The organism is Pseudomonas fluorescens (genome assembly GCF_001902145.1).
Classification (GTDB): domain Bacteria; phylum Pseudomonadota; class Gammaproteobacteria; order Pseudomonadales; family Pseudomonadaceae; genus Aquipseudomonas; species Aquipseudomonas fluorescens_BV.
In genome coordinates this window covers 12,122-33,128 of the sequence record NZ_MRST01000024.1, presented here as the reverse complement: position 1 = coordinate 33,128, position 21,007 = coordinate 12,122, and the positions used below count along the sequence as shown (strand labels likewise).

Sequence of the window (21,007 nt, the reverse complement as noted above, 5' to 3'; positions counted from 1 at the left end):
TAGCAGGCTTTATCGGGTTAGAAAGGCGCATCACCCTGAATCGTGGTGCGGTACAACTTGCGGCGCAGGTGGCTTGGGCACCCGGCGGCCAAGTGGATCAGCGAGCGGTTGTCCCAGAACACCAGGTCGTGGGGCTGCCACTGGTGGCGGTAGATGTTTTCCGGCAGCACGCTGTAGGCGTAGAGCTGGGCCAGCAGGTCACGGCTTTCGTCATCGGGCAGGCCGACGATACGGGTGGTGAAGCCCTCGCTGACGAACAGCGCCTTACGGCCGTTTTCCGGGTGGGTGCGCACAACGGGGTGCACCACTTCGGCAACCTGAGCGAGTTGTTCCGGGGTGAGGGTTGGGCGCCAGTTGCCTTCGAATTTGGTCTCGCTGTAGCGCGCCGTGTAGGAGTGCGCGGCGCTGCGGCCTTCGATGGCGTTGCGCAGGTGGGCTGGCAGTTGCTCCCAGGCTTTGTGCATATCGGCGAACAGGGTGTCGCCGCCTTCAGATGGCAGTTCCTGGGCATGCAGCATCGAACCCAGGCTGGGCAGTTCTTTGTATGACAGGTCCGAATGCCAGAACTTGCCCGCATCCCCCAGGCCGATGGATTGGCCGTTCTCGATGATATTGGAGACGATCAGGATTTCGGGGTGGTTGGCCAACAGGAACTGTTTGAGCACATGGATCTGCAACACGCCAAAACGGCGGCTGAAGGCGATCTGTTGTTCGGGGGTGATGCGTTGATCGCGGAACACGATGACGTGGTGGTCCAGGTGTGCGCGATGGATGCGGGCGAAGTCCTGCTCGTTGACTGGACGGGATAAGTCCAGGCCGATGATCTCGGCGCCGACACTGCCGGGGAAGGGGTGGATGTCGAAGGTTTGGAGGGCGGTGGTGGCAGGCATTTGATTCATTCCCGGCGGTCAGGGGAGTGAATTTATAGGTATAACAACCGGAATTTAAATACCGTTAGAGCATATTGATATGGCGTTTTGAGGTAGGCATTTTATACGCGGTGACGCTGATGGCCCTTTCGCGAGCAAGCCCGCTCCCACATTTGGAATGCATTCCAAGGTGGGAGCGGGCTTGCTCGCGAAGGCGTCAGTACCAGCGATAAAAATCAACGCTCGTGCAACGCCTCGGCCCGCGCCTTGATGATCGGCTTGAGCAGGTAGCTGAGGATGCTTTTCTTGCCGGTGATGATATCCACCGAAGCAACCATGCCGGGGATGATCAGCAGCGGCTTCTCATCCGTGCCCAAGTGGCTGCGGTCGGTGCGCAGAGTGATCATGTAGTAGGTGGTCTTCTTGTCTTCATCAGTGATGGTGTCGGCACCGATGCGTTCGAGCTTGGCCTTGAGGCCACCGTAGACCGTGTAGTCGTAAGCGGTGAACTTGACCACCGCTTCCTGCCCTGGGTGCAGGAAGGCGATGTCTTGCGGGCGGATCTTGGCTTCTACCAGCAGGGTGTCATCCAGCGGCACGATTTCGACCATGTCGCTGCCCGGCTGGATCACACCACCAACCGTGTTGACCAGCAACTGCTTGACGACCCCGCGCACTGGCGAGGTGACCAGGGTGCGACTGACCCGGTCTTCCAGCGCACGGCCGGTGGACTCGGCCTTGTTCAGTTCAGTACGGGCTTCGTTGAGTTGGGTCAGGGCTTCGCTGCGGAATTTGCCGCGGGTTTCATCGATCTTGCGTTGCACTTCCTTGATCGCCGATTCAGCACGCGGGATCGCCAGGGTGGTGGCGTCCAACTGCCCGCGGGTTTCCATTTCGGCGCGCTTGAGGCGCAGCACTTCTACCGGCGACACCGCGCCCTGGGCCACCAGCGGCTCGGACATGTTGATTTCCTGGCGTTGCAGGGACAACTGGCTGCGGTATTGGCCCTGCTTGGAGGTGAACTCGCGCAGTTCCTGCTGGCGCTGTACCAGTTGCTCCTGCAAGCCGCCGACTTCGTCTTTCAACTGCTGGCGGCGGCTTTCATACAAGGAGCGCTCGTTGGCGGCCTGGCTCGGCGCGGCCTTGAGCACCTCGTCAGGGATGTTCAGCGGGCGATCATCCACCTGCGCGCTCAAACGCTCGACGCGCAGTTGCATGGCCAGGCGCAGGGCTTCGGTTTCCCCGGCGTTGGAGACAAACCGCGTGTCGTCGAGACGAATCAACGGCGCGCCGGCCTCTACGATCTGGCCTTCCTTGACGTACAGCTCGGCGACGATACCGCCTTCCAGGTTCTGGATTTTCTGCAACTTGGACGACGGAATCGCCTTGCCGTCGCCACGGGTCACTTCGTCGATCTGGGAGAAACCGGCCCACACCACCAGGAATACAAAGAACGCGATGATTGCCCAGATGGTCAGGCGGATGACCCGTGGCGCATCTTCGATCAGCGCCTTGTTGACCTCGGGCAGCGGCTGGCCCTGCAGCGAATCGGAGCCTTTGAAGTAGCGGCCGACCGCACTCTTGATGGAGTTAAGCAACACTGATCTGCCCCTTCTTCAACGCTTCCATGACCACGGCTTTGGGGCCGTCCGCGAGAATCTGCCCACGGTCGACCACCAGCAGGCGGTCGACCAGGGAGAGCAGTGAGGCTCGGTGCGTGACCAGCACCACGGTCTTGTTTTGCACCACGGCTTGCAGGCGTTGCTTCAAGCGTTCTTCACCGGTGTTGTCCATGGCGCTGGTGGGTTCATCCAGCAACAGCATGGGCGGGTTGAGCAGCAGCGCACGGGCCAGGGCAACGTTCTGACGCTGGCCACCGGACAGGTTCTGCCCACGCTCGCCGACTTGCAGTTCGTAGCCTTGGGGATGCAGGCGGGCAAATTCATGCACGCCGGCCAGTTCGGCGGCTTGCAGGACCATTTCATCCTCGACGTAACGCGCACCGCTGACCAGGTTGTCGCGCAGGGTGCCGGCCAGCAATTGAATGTCTTGGGCGACATAGCCAATGTTGTGGCGCAGCTCGCTCACGTCGATCTGGCGCACGTCCACGCCGTCCACCAGCAAGGAGCCGGAGTCGGGCTGGTAAAGGCCGACGATCAACTTGGCCAGGGAGCTTTTGCCCGAGCCGCTGCGGCCGATGATGCCGATTTTTTCCCCTGGCTTGATCACCAGGTTGATGTTTTTCAGCGCCAGGTTCTGCTGGTTCGGGTAGGTAAAATTCAGGCCCCGGCACTCGATGGCGCCTTGCAGGGTGCGACGGCTCATGGGGCGCTCTTCGAAATTACGCTCTTGGGGCAGCTCCATCATCTGGTCCACCGAGGTCATGGTGACCTTGGCTTGCTGATAGCGCGTCAGCAGGCCCGACAGCGAGGCCAGCGGGCTCAAGGCGCGGCCACTGAGCATGTAGCAGGCAATCAGGCCGCCCATGCTGAGGTTGCCGTCGATGATCTGGTACACGCCGAACACGATCATGATCACGCCGGCCAGTTGCTGGATCAGCAGGGTCATGTTCATCGACAGGCCCGACAGCAACTTCACCCGCAGCTCAAGCCGGCTCAGGGTGCCGATGGTCTGTTCCCAGCCGTACTGACGCTCGCTCTCGGCGTTGTTGACCTTGACCGCATCGAGCCCGGCGAGGGTTTCGATCAGGCTCGACTGGCGCTCGGCGGCCAGGGCCATGGTGCGCTCCATGGTCGCTACCAGGGGCTTTTGCAAGGCGTAGCCGATGCCCAGGGCCAACGGGAACGCCAACACCGGGATCCACACCAGGTGCCCACCGAGGATGGCGATGACCAGGAAGATCAGCAGCGTAAACGGCAGGTCGATCAGGCTGGTGAGGGTGAGCGACGCGAGGAAGTCGCGCAGGCTTTGAAACTCGTGGATGTTCTGCGCGAAGCTGCCGACCCGCGCCGGGCGGTATTTCATGGACATGCCAACGATGCGCTCGAACAACGTGGCCGAGATGATCAGGTCGGTTTTTTTACCGGCCAGGTCCAGGCACAGGCTGCGCAGGCTTTTGAGGATCAGGTCGAACAGGTAGGCACCGCAGATGCCCACGGCCAGCACCCACAGGGTGGCGGTGGCCTGGTTCGGCACCACGCGGTCGTACACGTTCATCACGAACAGCGGCGCGGCCATGGCGATGATGTTGATCAGGAAACTGGCAGCGATGGCGTCGGTGTAGAGCCAGCGCGAACGCATGAGGGTGTCACGGAACCACGAGCGCGCCCGCGGAATCAGGCTGCCGTGGTTGACGTCGAACTTGTGCTGCGGCTGTGCAAAGAAGACTTTGCCGATGTAGTCGTCGGCCAGTGCTTCGCGCTTGATCAGCACTTCACCGCCATCGCTTTCGCTGAGCAGGATCCGCGCTTGATCTTCGCCCTCCCAGCCCACCAGCACGGTACTGCGACCGTCCTTGAGCAACAGCAGCGCCGGCAGTGCAATGGTCGGGATCTGTTCCAACTTGCGTTGCAGCAGCCGACCCTGCAGCCCGGCCCGCGCAGCGGCACGCGACAGCAACTCGGCACTCAACCGTTGCGAAGGCAGCGGCAGGCCGGTGGTGAGCATGGCCGCACTGGCCGGTTTTTGATGCAGGGCGCAGAGCGCCAACAACCCGTCGAGTAACGGGTCGTCGTGCAGTGCGCGCGGATCATGACTGAGATGAACTCGACTGACTTCAGGTTCCACGCGGGCACTCTCGACTAACAGATGGGGCTATTGGGGTGGCTCAATTCATCCCAGGCAGTTGGACTTTAGGTTTCACGTCGTTCTGCACGACGGAGGCCATTGGTGCAACCACTCCCTGGCTCTTGAGCAATTCGCCCATGGTCGCCTTGATTCGGTACTGAGTAAATAACTGAATGTTCTTGATTTCTTCCAGGCGGCGGGAAGCGGTGAACAATTCATTTTCGCTGTCGAGCAAATCCAACAGGGTACGTTGGCCAAGGCTGAACTGTTGCTGGTAGGACGTACGTACGCGGGTGCTGTGATCCACGTACTGCTGGGCGACCGGCAATTGCGCATTGGCGTTGTTCAGGGCGTTCCAGGCCAAGCCTAGCTCTTCATTGAGTTGGCGCAAGGCGTTGTTACGGATGTCCAGCGCCTGGTTGGCCTGGTAGGACTTCGATTGCAGGTCGGCCTTGTTGCTGCCACCGGCGAACAGGTTGAAGCGCATGCGCACCATGGCTTCCCAACCGTTGCTGTGGTTCGGATCACCGGAGACGTTGTTGTCGGCGTTGGTGCCCAGTTCAGCGTCAAAACGCGGGTAGAAGGTGGATTTGGCGGCGTCGTACTGCTTCTCGGCGGCGGAGATATCCGACTCGGCCGAACGCAGGATCGGGCTGTTGTCGAGCATCTGGCGACGCGCTTCATTCAGGTCTGCCGGCAGCATGGCCATGAACGGGGCCGGGCGCTCGAGCTGGTCGGGCATCTGGCCGACGGCGCTGAGGTAATTGACCTGCGCATCCGCCAGGTTGGTTTGCTCGGTGATCAAGTTGTTGCGGGCCTGGGCCAGGCGGGCTTCGGCCTGGTCCCGGTCGGCACCGTTGCCGACGCCGCGCTCGGTGCGCAACTTGATCTGGTCGTAAATGCGCTCGTGGTTGCGCAGGTTGTCTTCGGCCAGACGCACGAACTCACGACGGGTCAATACTTCCAGGTAAACCTGGGCAACGGTCAGCGCTGTGCGCTCCGAAGTCCCCAGCAAGGAGTAAGCGCGGGAATTAACGTTGGCTTGTTGACGCCCGACTTCGCTGGAGGTGGCGAAACCGTCAAAAATCATTTGCTGCAGGCGCAGGCTGGATTCACCGCGGTTGAGCGTGTCCCAGTGATTGCCGCCAGGGTTGTTGGCGCGGGTGGTGGCGTTGTCGGTTCCTTGGCGGCCGTAACCGGCGTTCAGGTCGACACGCGGCAGGTAGCCACCTTGTGCGGCGCGCAATTGGTAATCGGCGGCGATGCGGCTGTTAACACCTGCCTGGATTTCCGGGTGGACATCCAATGCCTGTTGCATGGCTTGGGGCAGTGTCTGGGCTTGTACGAAACTGGCGGCGAGAGCGAACGGTATTGCCATGAACAGGTGCAGACGCATTTAAAATTTCCCCAAGACTTCTTGTCTCAAATCACAGCGATTGGCACCGCTGCGTCGGATAATGGCTACCGTAATGACCGTACGTCGGAAAGTTCAAAAAGCGGAACTGCTTCACACATGTAGGACGGTTCGCCGCATAAATATCAATGTGACATTACGGGGGCGATTGTTTAGGATGGCGGCCATAAGGTCAATACTTTGGCACAAACTAGATTATTAAAAAATCTAGCCAAATATTTGACGTCAATGCATTTATAGACTACGCCCCCCCAATTGGCAGCGCTAATAGCACGCTGTGAAATGGATTTGTCGAAACGGATCACCGGAGAAAATTTTAATGAGCAGTGTTGTTGCCATCGTCAAAAGCATTGTTGGTCAAGTTTTCGTTATTTCTCCGGGAAGTGCTCGCCGCGTTCTCGTTGAAGGTGATCGCTTGTTCGCGGGCGACCAGATCGACACCGGTATGTCGGGTGCCGTGAGCCTGGAACTGGCCGACGGGCGCATCCTGGACCTGGGCCGCTCCACCCAGTGGAGCGCCGACCTGCCGGACTCCAGCCTCGACCTCGCCGCTGCCAGCGAGCAAGCCGCGCCTTCGGTTGCCGAGCTGCAACAAGCCATCGCCGCTGGCGCCGACCCGACCACCGACCTGGAAGCCACCGCCGCCGGCGCAAACGCTGCCGGTAACGGCGCCGCCGGGGGTGGCCACAGCTTCGTGGTGCTGGATGCGACCGCCGGCCGTGTCGATCCGACCATCGGCTTCCCAACCGGTACGCTTGGTCAGGGCACTTCGGCTCTCAACGCGCTGACCGGTGCCCCAGGCTCCGCTGACGCGGGCAACCTGGTGCTGCAGCCTTCGACCCTGTCCCTGAGCGCAACCCCCACCATCACTGAAGCCGGTGGCGTGCTGACCTACACCGCGACCGTGACGCGGCCATCCAGCAGCGACCTTACCGTCACCTTGTCCAATGGCGCGGTGATTACTATCCCGTCAGGCCAACTGACCGGTACGGTCAACGTACCCCTGGCTCCCAACGACACCCCGTACAACGACCCTAGCCAGATCAGCGTGGGCGTTACGGGCACCACCGGTGGCGGCAACCTGGTATTGACCATCGACCCTAACCCGGCCGTGACGCAGATTACCGATACCATCGACACCACCACGGTCACTCTGACCGCTGGTTCGACCGTAACCGAAGGCGGCCAGATCACCTACACCGCCACCCTGACCAACCCGGCGCAGACGCCGGTGAACGTCACCTTGAGCAATGGCTCGGTGATCACCATCAAGGCCGGTGAGTCGACGGGGACCGTTGTGGTCGATACGCCGGCCAACGACGTTTACAACAATGGTTCCACCGTCAGCACCACCATCACGGGGGCAACGGGCGGCAACTTCGAAAACCTGGTGCCCAATACCACGCCTGCGGTCACTACCATTACCGATTCGATCGACACCACCACCGTCACCCTGACCGCTGGTTCGACCGTGACCGAAGGCGGTCAGATCACCTACACCGCCACCCTGACCAACCCGGCGCAGACGCCGGTGAACGTCACCTTGAGCAATGGCTCGGTGATCACCATCAAGGCCGGTGAGTCGACAGGCAGCGTTGTGGTCGATACGCCGGCCAACGACGTTTACAACAATGGCTCGACCGTCAGCACCACCATCACCGGTACAACGGGCGGTAACTTCGAGAACCTGGTACCGAATACCACGCCTGCGGTTACCACCATTACCGATTCGATCGACACCACCACTGTGACGCTGACAGCGCCAACCGAGGCGAACGAAGGTGGTCAGGTTACGTATACCGCCACTCTTTCGAATAAAGCGGGCACTGATGTCACGCTGAAGCTGGATAACGGTTCATCGATCACCATCAAGGCTGGCGAGACCGTTGGCACCGTGACTGTCCCTGCGCCTAGCGATGATGTGTTCATCGACAAGAGCACGCAGACGGTCAAGATCACTGAGACCTCTGGCGGCAATTTCGAGAAATTGGAAGTTGCGGGCGATGGTGCGACCACCACGATCAACGACACCCTCGATAAGGTTGATGTGGTGCTGACGGCGACTACTACCGTTGGCGAAGGCGGAAACATCGTCTACACCGCTAGCCTTGTGGATAAAAACGGCGCGCCGGTAACTAACATCACTAACCCGTTGACCGTCACTTTGGATAACGGTCAGATCATTACTATCGGTGTTAACCAATCCAGCGGCACCGTTACCACCGTGGCGCCAGACGATATTTTTAAAGGCGATCAGACCGTCACCGCTGCTATCAAGGGTGTGACCGGCGGCGAGCATTTTGAAAATCTGGTTCCAGGTACTACCCCAGTTAGCACGACCGTTACCGATACACCGGGCACCGATAACACCACTACCGTGACACTGACGGCTCCGACCGAGGCGAATGAGGGTGGCCAGATCACGTACACGGCGACCTTGAGTAACAAGGCTGGTACTGACGTCACGCTGAAGCTGGATAACGGCTCGTCGATCGTCATTAAGGCTGGCGAAACTGTTGGCACTGTGACCGTCCCTGCGCCTACCGATGATGTGTTCATCGATAAGAGCACGCAGACCGTTCAGATCACTGAGACTGCTGGCGGCAACTTCGAAAAACTCGAAGTCGCAGGCAACGGCGCGACCACCACGATCAACGACACCATCGATAAAGTTGATGTGGTCCTGACCGCTACCACCACCGTTGGCGAAGGCGGCAACATCGTCTACACGGCCAGCCTTGTGGATAAAAACGGCGCACCGGTGACTAACATCACCAATCCGCTGACCGTTACTTTGGACAACGGTAAAACCATCACCATCGGCGTAAACCAATCGAGCGGTAGCGTTTCGGTTGTTGCTCCTGATGACGTGTACAAGGGCGACCAGACCGTCACCACTGCTATCAAAGGCGTGACCGGTGGCGAGCACTTTGAAAACCTAGTGCCAGGTACTACAGCGGTGAACACCACTGTTACGGACACACCTGGTACCGACAATACAACGACTGTCACACTGACCGCGCCAAGTGCGGTTAACGAAGGTGGCCAGATCACCTACACCGCGACCTTGAGCAACAAGGCCGGCACTGACGTCACGCTGAAGTTGGATAACGGCTCGTCGATCGCCATCAAAGCTGGCGAAACCGTTGGCACCGTCACTGTCCCTGCGCCTACCGATGACGTGTTCATCGATAAGAGCACGCAGACCGTCAAGATCACCGAAACCACCGGCGGCAACTTCGAAAAACTGGAAGTTGCAGGCAGCGGCGCAACGACCACGATCAACGACACCATCGACAAGGTCGATGTGGTCCTGACGGCCACCACCACCGTTGGTGAAGGCGGCAACATCGTCTACACCGCTAGCCTTGTGGATAAAAACGGTGCGCCGGTGACTAACATCACCAATCCGCTGACCGTCACCCTCGATAACGGCAAGACCATCACCATTGGTGTGAATCAGTCGAGTGGCTCTATCACCACCATCGCGCCGGATGATGTGTACAAAGGCGATCAAACTGTCACTACCGCCATCAAAAGCGTGACCGGCGGCGAGCACTTCGAAAACCTGGTCCCTGGCACGACGGCAGTGAACACTACTGTCACCGATAACCCTGGCACCGATAACACCACCACCGTTACGTTGACGGCCCCGGCTGAGGCAAACGAAGGTGGGCAGATTACGTACACCGCCACGCTTTCCAACAAAGCGGGCACTGACGTAACACTGAAGCTCGACAACGGTTCAAGCATCACCATCAAGGCCGGCGACACCGTTGGCACCGTAACCGTGCCTGCGCCTACCGATGACGTGTTTATCGATAAGAGCACGCAGACCGTTCAGATCACCGAGACCACTGGTGGCAACTTCGAAAAACTGGAAGTCGCAGGTAATGGCGCAACCACCACGATCAACGACACCATCGACAAGGTCGATGTAGTCCTGACCGCGACCACCACCGTTGGCGAAGGCGGCAACATCGTCTACACCGCCAGCCTTGTGGATAAGAACGGCGCACCGGTGACCAACATCACCAACCCGTTGACCGTGACTTTGGATAACGGCCAGACCATCACCATTGGCGTAAACCAATCGACCGGTAGCGTTTCGGTTCTTGCTCCTGATGATGTTTACAAAGGCGACCAGACCGTCACTACTGCTATCAAAGGCGTAACCGGCGGCGAGCATTTCGAGAACCTGGTCCCTGGCACGACGGCAGTGAACACCACTGTCACCGATACCCCCGGTACCGACAACACAACGACTGTCACCCTGACTGCGCCAAATGCAGTTAACGAAGGTGGCCAGATCACGTACACCGCGACCTTGAGCAACAAGGCTGGCACTGACGTCACCCTGAAGCTGGATAACGGTTCGTCGATCACGATCAAAGCTGGCGAAACTGTTGGCACCGTAACCGTGCCCGCGCCTACCGATGACGTGTTCATCGACAAGAGCACGCAGACGGTCAAGATCACTGAGACCTCTGGCGGGAATTTTGAGAAGTTGGAAGTTGCGGGCGATGGTGCGACCACCACGATCAACGACACCATCGACAAGGTCGATGTGGTCCTGACCGCCACTACCACTGTCGGCGAAGGCGGCAACATCGTTTACACCGCCAGCCTTGTGGATAAAAACGGCGCACCGGTGACTAACATCACCAACCCGCTGACCGTCACCTTGGACAACGGCAAGACAATCACCATCGGTGTGAATCAGTCGAGCGGCTCCATCACCACCATCGCGCCGGATGATGTTTACAAAGGCGACCAGACCGTCACCACCGCCATCAAAGGCGTGACCGGCGGCGAGCACTTTGAAAACTTGGTCCCTGGCACGACGGCAGTGAACACCACCGTTACGGATACACCGGGTACCGACAACACCACCACCGTTACGCTGACGGCTCCGGCCGAAGCAAACGAGGGTGGGCAGATTACGTACACCGCGACCTTGAGCAACAAGGCTGGCACCGATGTCACTTTGAAGCTGGATAACGGCTCGTCGATCACCATCAAAGCTGGTGAAACTGTTGGCACCGTGACCGTCCCTGCGCCTACCGATGACGTGTTCATCGATAAGAGCACCCAGACCGTCAAGATCACTGACGCTTCTGGCGGCAACTTCGAGAAGTTGGAAGTTGCAGGCAACGGCGCAACGACGACGATCAACGACACCATCGACAAGGTGGACGTTGTTCTGACCGCCACCACCACTGTCGGCGAAGGCGGCAATATCGTCTACACCGCCAGCCTTGTGGATAAAAACGGCGCACCGGTGAGCAACATCACCAATCCGCTGACCGTTACTTTGGATAACGGCAAGACCATCACCATCGGAGTGAATCAGTCGAGCGGCAGTGTTTCGATTGTTGCTCCTGATGATGTGTACAAGGGTGATCAAACCGTTATTACCACTATCAAAGGCGTGGCCGGTGGCGAGCATTTTGAAAATCTGGTCCCAGGTACCGATAACGTCACTACAACTGTGACTGACACACCGGGTACCGACAACACCACCACCGTGACGCTGACGGCTCCGTCCGAGGCAAACGAAGGTGGTCAGATTACGTACACCGCAACGCTTTCCAATAAAGCGGGCACTGACGTAACGTTGAAACTCGACAACGGCTCAAGCATCACCATCAAAGCCGGCGAAACCGTTGGCACCGTAACCGTGCCTGCGCCTACCGATGACGTGTTCATCGATAAGAGCACCCAGACCGTCAAGATCACTGAAACTGCTGGCGGCAACTTCGAAAAACTCGAAGTGGCAGGCAATGGCGCAACCACCACGATCAACGACACCATCGATAAGGTTGATGTAGTTCTGACCGCCACCACCACCGTTGGCGAAGGCGGCAACATCGTCTACACCGCCAGCCTTGTGGATAAAAACGGCGCACCGGTGACTAACATCACCAATCCGCTGACCGTGACTTTGGACAACGGAAAGACCATCACCATTGGTGTTAACGAATCGAGCGCCAGCGTTTCGGTTGTTGCACCGGATGATGTGTACAAAGGCGACCAAACTGTCACCACCGCTATCAAAGGTGTCACCGGCGGCGAGCACTTTGAAAACTTGGTCCCTGGCACGACGGCAGTGAACACCACCGTTACCGATACACCAGGCACCGATAACACCACCACCGTGACGCTGACAGCTCCGGCCGAAGCAAACGAGGGTGGGCAGATTACGTACACCGCCACGCTTTCCAATAAAGCGGGCACTGACGTAACGTTGAAACTCGACAACGGCTCAAGCATCACCATCAAAGCCGGCGAAACCGTTGGCACCGTAACCGTGCCTGCGCCTACCGATGATGTGTTCATCGATAAGAGCACGCAGACCGTTCAGATCACTGAGACTGCTGGCGGCAACTTCGAAAAACTCGAAGTGGCAGGCAATGGCGCAACCACCACGATCAACGACACCATCGACAAGGTCGATGTGGTCCTGACCGCCACCACCACCGTTGGTGAAGGCGGCAATATCGTCTATACCGCCAGCCTTGTGGATAAAAACGGCGCACCGGTGACTAACATCACTAACCCGCTGACCGTGACCTTGGATAACGGCAAGACAATCACTATCGGTGTGAACCAGTCGAGTGGCTCTGTCACCACTATCGCGCCGGATGACGTTTATAAAGGCGACCAGACCGTCACTACCGCTATCAAAGGCGTCACTGGTGGCGAGCACTTTGAAAACCTGGTGCCGGGTACTACAGCGGTGAACACCACCGTTACGGACACACCGGGTACCGATAACACCACCACGGTGACGCTGACCGCTCCATCCGAAGCAAACGAAGGTGGTCAGATCACTTATACCGCCACGCTTTCCAACAAAGCGGGCACTGATGTAACGCTGAAGCTGGACAACGGCTCGTCGATCACGATCAAGGCTGGCGAAACTGTTGGCACCGTAACCGTACCCGCGCCCACCGATGACGTGTTCATCGACAAGAGCACGCAGACCGTCAAGATCACCGAGACCACTGGCGGCAACTTCGAGAAGTTAGAAGTCGCAGGCAACGGCGCAACCACCACGATCAACGACACCATCGACAAGGTCGATGTAGTCCTGACGGCCACTACCACTGTCGGCGAAGGCGGCAACATCATCTACACCGCCAGCCTTGTGGATAAAAACGGCGCACCGGTGACTAACATCACCAGCCCGCTAACCGTCACCCTCGATAACGGCAAGACCATCACTATTGGCGTCAACCAATCGAGTGGTAGCGTTTCGGTTCTGGCTCCTGATGATGTGTACAAGGGTGATCAAACCGTTACTACTGCTATCAAAGGCGTGACCGGCGGCGAGCACTTTGAAAATCTGGTCCCAGGTACTACGCCGGTTAACACCACCGTTACCGACACACCAGGCACCGATAACACCACCACCGTGACGCTGACAGCTCCGGCCGAAGCGAATGAGGGTGGACAGATTACGTACACCGCCACGCTTTCCAACAAAGCGGGCACTGACGTAACGCTGAAACTCGACAACGGCTCAAGCATCACCATCAAGGCTGGCGAGACCATCGGTACCGTGACCGTGCCCGCTCCTACCGATGACGTGTTCATTGATAAGAGCACCCAGACTGTCAAGATTACTGATGCTTCCGGCGGCAACTTCGAAAAACTCGAAGTCGCAGGCAGCGGCGCAACCACCACGATCAACGACACCATCGATAAGGTCGATGTGGTCCTGACGGCCACCACCACCGTTGGTGAAGGCGGCAACATCGTTTACACCGCCAGCCTTGTGGATAAGAACGGCGCACCGGTGACTAACATCACCAACCCGTTGACCGTCACCCTCGATAACGGCAAAACCATCACCATCGGCGTAAACCAATCGAGCGGGAGCGTTTCGGTTGTTGCTCCTGATGACGTGTACAAAGGCGACCAAACTGTCACCACCGCAATCAAAGGCGTAACCGGTGGCGAGCACTTTGAAAATCTAGTGCCTGGCACGACGGCGGTGAATACCACCGTCACGGACACACCGGGTACCGACAACACCACTACTGTGACGCTGACAGCGCCTAACGCTGTTAACGAAGGTGGGCAGATCACCTACACCGCGACCTTGAGCAACAAGGCCGGTACTGACGTCACGCTGAAGCTCGATAACGGTTCGTCGATCACCATCAAGGCTGGCGAAACTGTTGGCACCGTCACTATTCCTGCGCCTACCGATGATGTATTCATCGATAAGAGCACTCAGACCGTCAAGATTACTGACGCTTCCGGCGGCAACTTCGAAAAACTCGAAGTGGCAGGCAATGGCGCGACCACCACGATCAACGACACCATCGACAAGGTTGATGTAGTTCTGACCGCCACCACCACCGTTGGTGAAGGCGGCAACATCGTTTACACCGCCAGCCTTGTGGATAAGAACGGCGCGCCGGTGACCAACATCACCAACCCGTTGACCGTCACCCTCGATAACGGCAAAACCATCACCATCGGGGTGAATCAGTCGAGCGGCTCTATCACCACCGTAGCGCCAGACGATGTCTACAAAGGCGACCAAACCGTCACCACCGCCATCAAAGGCGTGACCGGTGGCGAGCACTTCGAAAACCTGGTCCCTGGCACGACGGCAGTGAACACCACTGTCACCGATACCCCCGGTACCGACAACACAACGACTGTCACGCTGACTGCGCCAAGTGTGGTTAACGAAGGTGGCCAGATCACCTACACCGCGACCTTGAGTAATAAAGCCGGTACCGACGTCACGCTGAAGTTGGATAACGGCTCAAACATCACCATCAAGGCTGGTGAAACCGTTGGCACCGTCACTGTCCCTGCGCCTACCGACGACGTGTTCATCGACAAGAGCACCCAGACCGTCAAGATCACCGAGACCACTGGCGGCAACTTCGAAAAACTCGAAGTGGCAGGCAATGGCGCGACCACCACGATCAACGACACCATCGACAAGGTTGATGTAGTTCTGACCGCCACCACCACCGTTGGCGAAGGCGGCAACATCGTCTACACCGCCAGCCTTGTGGATAAAAACGGCGCACCGGTGACTAACATCACCAATCCGCTGACCGTGACTTTGGATAACGGCAAAACCATCACCATCGGTGTGAATCAGTCGAGCGGCTCTATCACCACCGTAGCGCCAGACGATGTGTACAAGGGTGATCAAACCGTTACAACCGCCATTAAAGGCGTCACTGGCGGCGAGCACTTCGAAAACTTGGTTCCTGGCACGACGGCAGTGAACACCACTGTCACCGATACCCCCGGTACCGACAACACAACGACTGTCACGCTGACTGCGCCAAGTGTGGTTAACGAAGGTGGCCAGATCACCTACACCGCGACCTTGAGCAACAAGGCCGGCACTGACGTCACGCTGAAGTTGGATAACGGCTCGTCGATCACCATCAAGGCTGGCGAAACCGTTGGCACTGTGACCGTGCCTGCTCCTACCGATGACGTGTTTATCGACAAGAGCACTCAAACCGTCAAGATTACTGACGCTTCTGGCGGCAACTTCGAGAAGCTGGAAGTTGCAGGCAACGGCGCAACGACCACGATCAACGACACCATCGACAAGGTTGATGTAGTTCTGACCGCCACGACCACCGTCGGCGAAGGCGGCAACATCGTCTACACCGCCAGCCTTGTAGATAAAAACGGCGCACCGGTGACCAACATCACCAATCCGCTGACCGTTACTTTGGATAACGGTAAAACCATCACCATCGGAGTGAATCAGTCGAGCGGCTCTATCACCACCGTAGCGCCAGACGATGTGTACAAGGGCGACCAAACTGTCACCACCGCTATCAAAGGCGTGACCGGTGGCGAGCACTTTGAAAACCTAGTGCCAGGTACTACAGCGGTGAACACCACCGTTACGGACACACCGGGTACCGACAACACGACTACTGTCACCCTGACTGCGCCAAGTGCCGTTAACGAAGGTGGCCAGATCACCTACACCGCAACCTTGAGCAACAAGGCTGGCACTGACGTCACGCTCAAGTTGGATAACGGCTCGTCGATCACCATCAAGGCTGGCGAAACCGTTGGCACCGTCACTGTCCCTGCGCCTACCGATGACGTGTTCATCGATAAGAGCACCCAGACCGTCAAGATCACCGAGACCACTGGCGGCAACTTCGAAAAACTCGAAGTGGCAGGCAATGGCGCAACCACCACGATCAACGACACCATCGACAAGGTTGATGTAGTTCTGACCGCCACCACCACCGTTGGCGAAGGCGGCAACATCGTCTACACCGCCAGCCTTGTGGATAAAAACGGCGCACCGGTGACTAACATCACTAATCCGCTGACCGTGACTTTGGATAACGGCAAAACCATCACCATTGGTGTGAATCAGTCGAGTGGCTCCATTACCACCATCGCGCCAAACGACGTCTACAAAGGCGATCAAACCGTCACCACCGCCATCAAAGGCGTGACCGGCGGCGAGCATTTCGAAAACCTGGTCCCTGGCACTACGGCAGTGAACACTACCGTCACCGACACTCCGGGCACCACCGACCTGACCACCGTCACCTTGAGCGCCCCGACCGCCGTGAACGAAGGCGGACAGATCACCTACACCGCCACCTTGAGCAACAAGGCCGGCAGCGACATGGTGGTGCAGCTCGACAACGGTTCCAGCATCAACATCAAAGCTGGAGAGACCGTGGGCACAGTGACCGTCCCGGCGCCTACCGATGACGTGTTCATCGACAAGAGCACCCAGACCGTCAAGATCACCGGCACTACAGGCGGTAATTTCGAAGGTGTGACCATCACTCCAGCGGGCGCCACGACCACCATCAACGACACCATCGACGACGTGACCGTGGTACTCAAGGCCACCGGTTCTGTCAGCGAAGGCGGGCAGATCGTCTACACCGCGTCGCTGGTCGACAAGAACGGCGCGGCAGTGAACAACGTTGGCTCCGACTTGGTGGTAAGGCTGGATAACGGCTCGACCATCACCATCGGCAACGGCAAGTCCACCAGCTTCACGACGGCCACCGCACCGAACGATGCCTATCTCGGCGCCAATGATGTCAGCGCGAAGATCACCAACGTGGTCAGCGGTGGCGACAAGTACGAGCATTTGATTGTTGACGGCAGCCCCGTGGTCACCAAGGTCACGGATGTGGTGACGGATACCAAAATCAGCATAACGGGCGACGGCTCGGTCACTGAAGGTGGCACCGCGCATTACACCCTGACCTTGACCAACCCGCCGCAAACCGACGTGACCGTGACGCTAAAATACAGCGGCACCGCCACTGACGGTTCGGACTTCACCGGCGTGTATACCGTGAAGATCCCGGCGGGATCCAGCAGTGTGCCGTTTGATATCCGCACGCTCGACGACAAGATTACCGAGCCTACGGAACAGATCGTTATCACCATCGACAAGGTCACCGGAGGCAACTTCGAGAACCTGGTGATCGACAAAGGCACCGTCACTACCAACATCCTCGACAACGATGCACCGCCGGTGATCGACCTGGATGCCAACAACTCCAGCGGCGCGGTGGGTGCCGACTACAAGACCACCTTCACCGAAGGCGGCACCGGTGTGTCGATTGCTGACACTGACATCAATATCACCGACCCGGACAGCACCCAACTGACCGGCGCCACCGTGGTATTGACCAACAGCCAGCCAGGCGACTCGCTGAACTTCAGCGGCGTGAGCGGCATCCTCGTGACCCCGACTACCGACCCTGTCACCGGCAAAATCACCTTGACCTTGACCGGCACCGCGTCGCTGGCCGACTACATGCAGCAGATCAAGAACATCACGTTCACCAACAACAGCCACGACCCGAGCACCACGCCGCGCACCATCACCGTGACGGTGACCGATGGCGGCAACTACTCCAACGTTGCCACCACCACCGTCAATGTGGTGGCAGTCAACGATGCGCCAGTGGCGACTGGCGGTGCCGTGACCGGTACGGAAGACACCGCGCTGTCCCTGACCTGGGCCAACTTCGGCGTGAGCGATGTGGACTCGCCACAAGCCAGCCTCGGGGTGAAAATCACCGAGCTGCCGGTAGCCGGCAAGATGCAATACCTGGCGGCGGACGGCAGCACCTGGACCAACGTGACCAGCGGCCAGACCTTCACCAAGGCCCAGATTGATGGCGGCCAACTGCGCTTTACGCCGAACGCCAACGAGTCCGGCGCCGACGGTTACGGCGGCACTGGCGTGGGTAACAAGCAGGCGGATTACGCGCAGTTCAAGTTCCAGCCAACCGATGGCAAGGACCTGGGCACCAGCGCTACGGTGAAAGTTGATATCACCCCAGTGGCCGACGCACCGACCCTCAGCGTGGCAGACAACAACGTTGCCTCGACCGGGCTGGTCAAACAGGGCTGGAACAGCATCGCCGGCCTTGGAAACAACGGCAACGGCGCTGCGCCAGACGTACTGAAAAAAGCCATCGACAACGCGGGCACACCCAACAGCACCTCTGTGGTGACCAACGTCGAGTCCGTCGACAACGTCGCCGCCGGCTCTGGTTCCAAGATCTCTGGCCTGATCTACATGGAAGCGGGCAAGAGCTACACCTTCAGCGGTATCGCCGATGACAGCGTGGTGGTCAACGTTGGCGGTAAAGATGTTGCCAGCGGTTTGTGGGGCACCAACAGCGGCAAGTTCAGCGGCTCGTTCACGCCAACAACCACGGGTTACTACAGCCTTGAGATCTACCAGGCCAACCAGGCGGGCCCAGGCAGCTTCGACGTCAACCTGTCGGTCAACGGCGGGGCGGTGCAGAACTTGAGCACCAGCACCGTGCCGTTGTACACCGGCCTTACCGACCTGACCAACGCCGGCGTAACGCTTTCCGACCTGCATGGCAGCAACGGCGACGGTTACTACGTGGGCTACAAGCTCAACGAAGGCCAGGAAAACGGCACGGTCAAGTTGTCCAAGGTCACCACCGCGCTGACCGATACCGACGGCTCCGAAACCCTGAGCGTGAAGATCAGCGGCATTCCGGCAGGCTCGGTGCTTACTGATGCGTCGGGGCACACCTTTACTGCGGGTAAAACCGTGGGCGAAGTGAATGTCACCGGCTGGGACCTGAACACCCTGACCATCAAACCGCCGACCTACTACAGCGGCCAGTTCAACCTGACGGTCACTTCGACTTCCACCGAGAGCATCGGCGGTTCAGCGACCACCACCGCGCAATTGCCCGTCACGGTGCATCCGGCGACCTACAACCCGGTCACCGGGACGTCTGGCAGCGACACCATCAACGGTACCGATGGCAACGACATTGTCGTGGCCGACATTGGTGGCTTGAACGTGGTGCAGGGCAAGAACTACAACATTGCATTCATGATCGATACATCGGGCAGTATGGGTGCGGACTCGATAGCAGCAGCGAAAACCTCGCTGACCACCACGTTCAACTCGCTGAAAAACAGCATCGGCGCCAGCACTTCTGGCACCGTAAATATCTTCCTCGCGGATTTCAGCGACCAGGTCAATCGCACGGTGACAGTCAACCTGAAAGACCCAGGTGCATTGGACTCGCTGCAGAAAGTCCTGGATTCCATGGTGTCTACCGGCGGCACCAACTACGAAGACGTGTTCAAGGCCGCATCCAACTTCTTCAAAAGTGCCCAGGCGACTGGCAACACTGGCGCTATCAATACAACGTACTTCATCACCGATGGTCAGCCGACGTTTTACCAAGGGTCCGAGCAGACCAACCCGTACTTGTACGGCAACGTCAGGCTCGATGATGTCGTCACCATGAACAACTACACCATAGGTACCGCCACCCGGATCAGCATCGATTCGAATAACTACCTGGATATCAACTCTGCTGGCAAGGTAACCCTCTGGTCCTACGGCTGGGGCTACAACAAGGGGATCATCCACGCCCAAGGGGATGGTACCTATGAAATATCGGTACAAGGCGGCCTCGGCTACGATACCGACTACTACACCACTGCCAACTCCAACAGCGCGTTCGCACTGCTCAAAGGCCTGTCCACAGGTGGCGTAGAAGCCATTGGCCTCAACAGTGGGGTCAGCTTGAATCAGTTGGCACCGTACGACAGCGATGGCAAGCCGCAAGCCAACATCGATCCGAAGGACCTGGCCAACGCAATCCTCGGCCACACCGAGGCAACGTTGCCTGGCGCAGACACCATCAACGGTGGCGACGGCAATGACATCCTCTTCGGCGACCTGGTGAGCTTCAGCGGGATCAACGGCGAGGGTTACAACGCACTGCAGGCCTTCGTCGCACAGAAGACCGGCGTGGCTGTCTCGGCGGTGACGGCCTCTAACGTTCACCAATACGTCACCGAGCACTATCTGGACTTCGGCGCCTCCGGCGCCAAAGATGCCGGCGACTCACTGCTGGGCGGTGCTGGCGATGACATCCTGTTCGGCCAGGGCGGCAACGACACGCTCGATGGCGGCAAAGGCAATGACATCCTGCTGGGTGGCACCGGCAACGACATCCTGATCGGTGGCTCGGGTTCCGACACCTTTGTGTGGAAGGCAGGTGACATCGGCAACGATGTGATCAAGGACTTCAAGGCGTCCGAAGGCGACCGCATTGATCTGCGTGATTTGTTGAAAGGTGAGACCGACAGCACCATCGACAACTACCTCAAGATCACCACGGTAGACGGCGTGTCGACCCTGCAAGTGAGCAGCGAAGGCAAGCTCAACGCCGCCGGTGGCCTGGCCAATGCCGATGTGACGATCAAGCTGGAAGGCAACGATTGGTCCCATGCCAGCATCAACTCGCTGATCAGTGGTGCCGACCCGACCATCAAGATCGACCACACCTAAGACGCGATTATCGGCCGCCCTTCCAGGCGGCCGATCTTTTGGCCTACGGGTCGCTGGCCCTGGCGGACGGTGCATCGCATACTCACGCCCATACACGCAGCGTTGACTTATGCTGTTGAA

At 58.6% G+C, this 21,007-nt stretch carries 5 protein-coding genes; 1 reads left to right on the top strand and 4 read right to left on the bottom strand.

The annotated features are described in order from the left end of the window. Window positions 1–17: 17 nt before the first annotated feature. The 4 genes from BUE92_RS14095 to BUE92_RS14080 form a co-directional block, all read right to left on the bottom strand. Window positions 18–890: a TauD/TfdA dioxygenase family protein gene (locus tag BUE92_RS14095; RefSeq protein WP_073524395.1), complete on the bottom strand. Its 873-nt coding sequence runs from the start codon at window positions 888–890 to the stop codon at window positions 18–20. 215 nt (window positions 891–1,105) lie between these two features. Further along, window positions 1,106–2,470, bottom strand: a complete 1,365-nt coding sequence (locus tag BUE92_RS14090) for an HlyD family type I secretion periplasmic adaptor subunit (RefSeq protein ID WP_073524394.1) — start codon at window positions 2,468–2,470, stop codon at window positions 1,106–1,108. Next, window positions 2,460–4,616: a type I secretion system permease/ATPase gene (locus BUE92_RS14085; protein WP_019819525.1), complete on the bottom strand. Its 2,157-nt coding sequence runs from the start codon at window positions 4,614–4,616 to the stop codon at window positions 2,460–2,462. Before BUE92_RS14085 ends, BUE92_RS14090 begins: the two co-directional genes overlap by 11 nt. Before the next feature lie 40 nt (window positions 4,617–4,656). After that, window positions 4,657–6,012: a TolC family outer membrane protein gene (locus BUE92_RS14080; protein WP_073524393.1), complete on the bottom strand. Its 1,356-nt coding sequence runs from the start codon at window positions 6,010–6,012 to the stop codon at window positions 4,657–4,659. A 337-nt stretch (window positions 6,013–6,349) separates the two neighbouring features. On the opposite strand from BUE92_RS14080, the gene BUE92_RS14075 reads away from it, so the two are divergent. Continuing rightward, on the top strand, window positions 6,350–20,887 hold the full coding sequence (locus BUE92_RS14075; RefSeq protein WP_073524392.1) for a retention module-containing protein: 14,538 nt from the start codon (window positions 6,350–6,352) through the stop codon (window positions 20,885–20,887). Window positions 20,888–21,007: the final 120 nt, after the last annotated feature.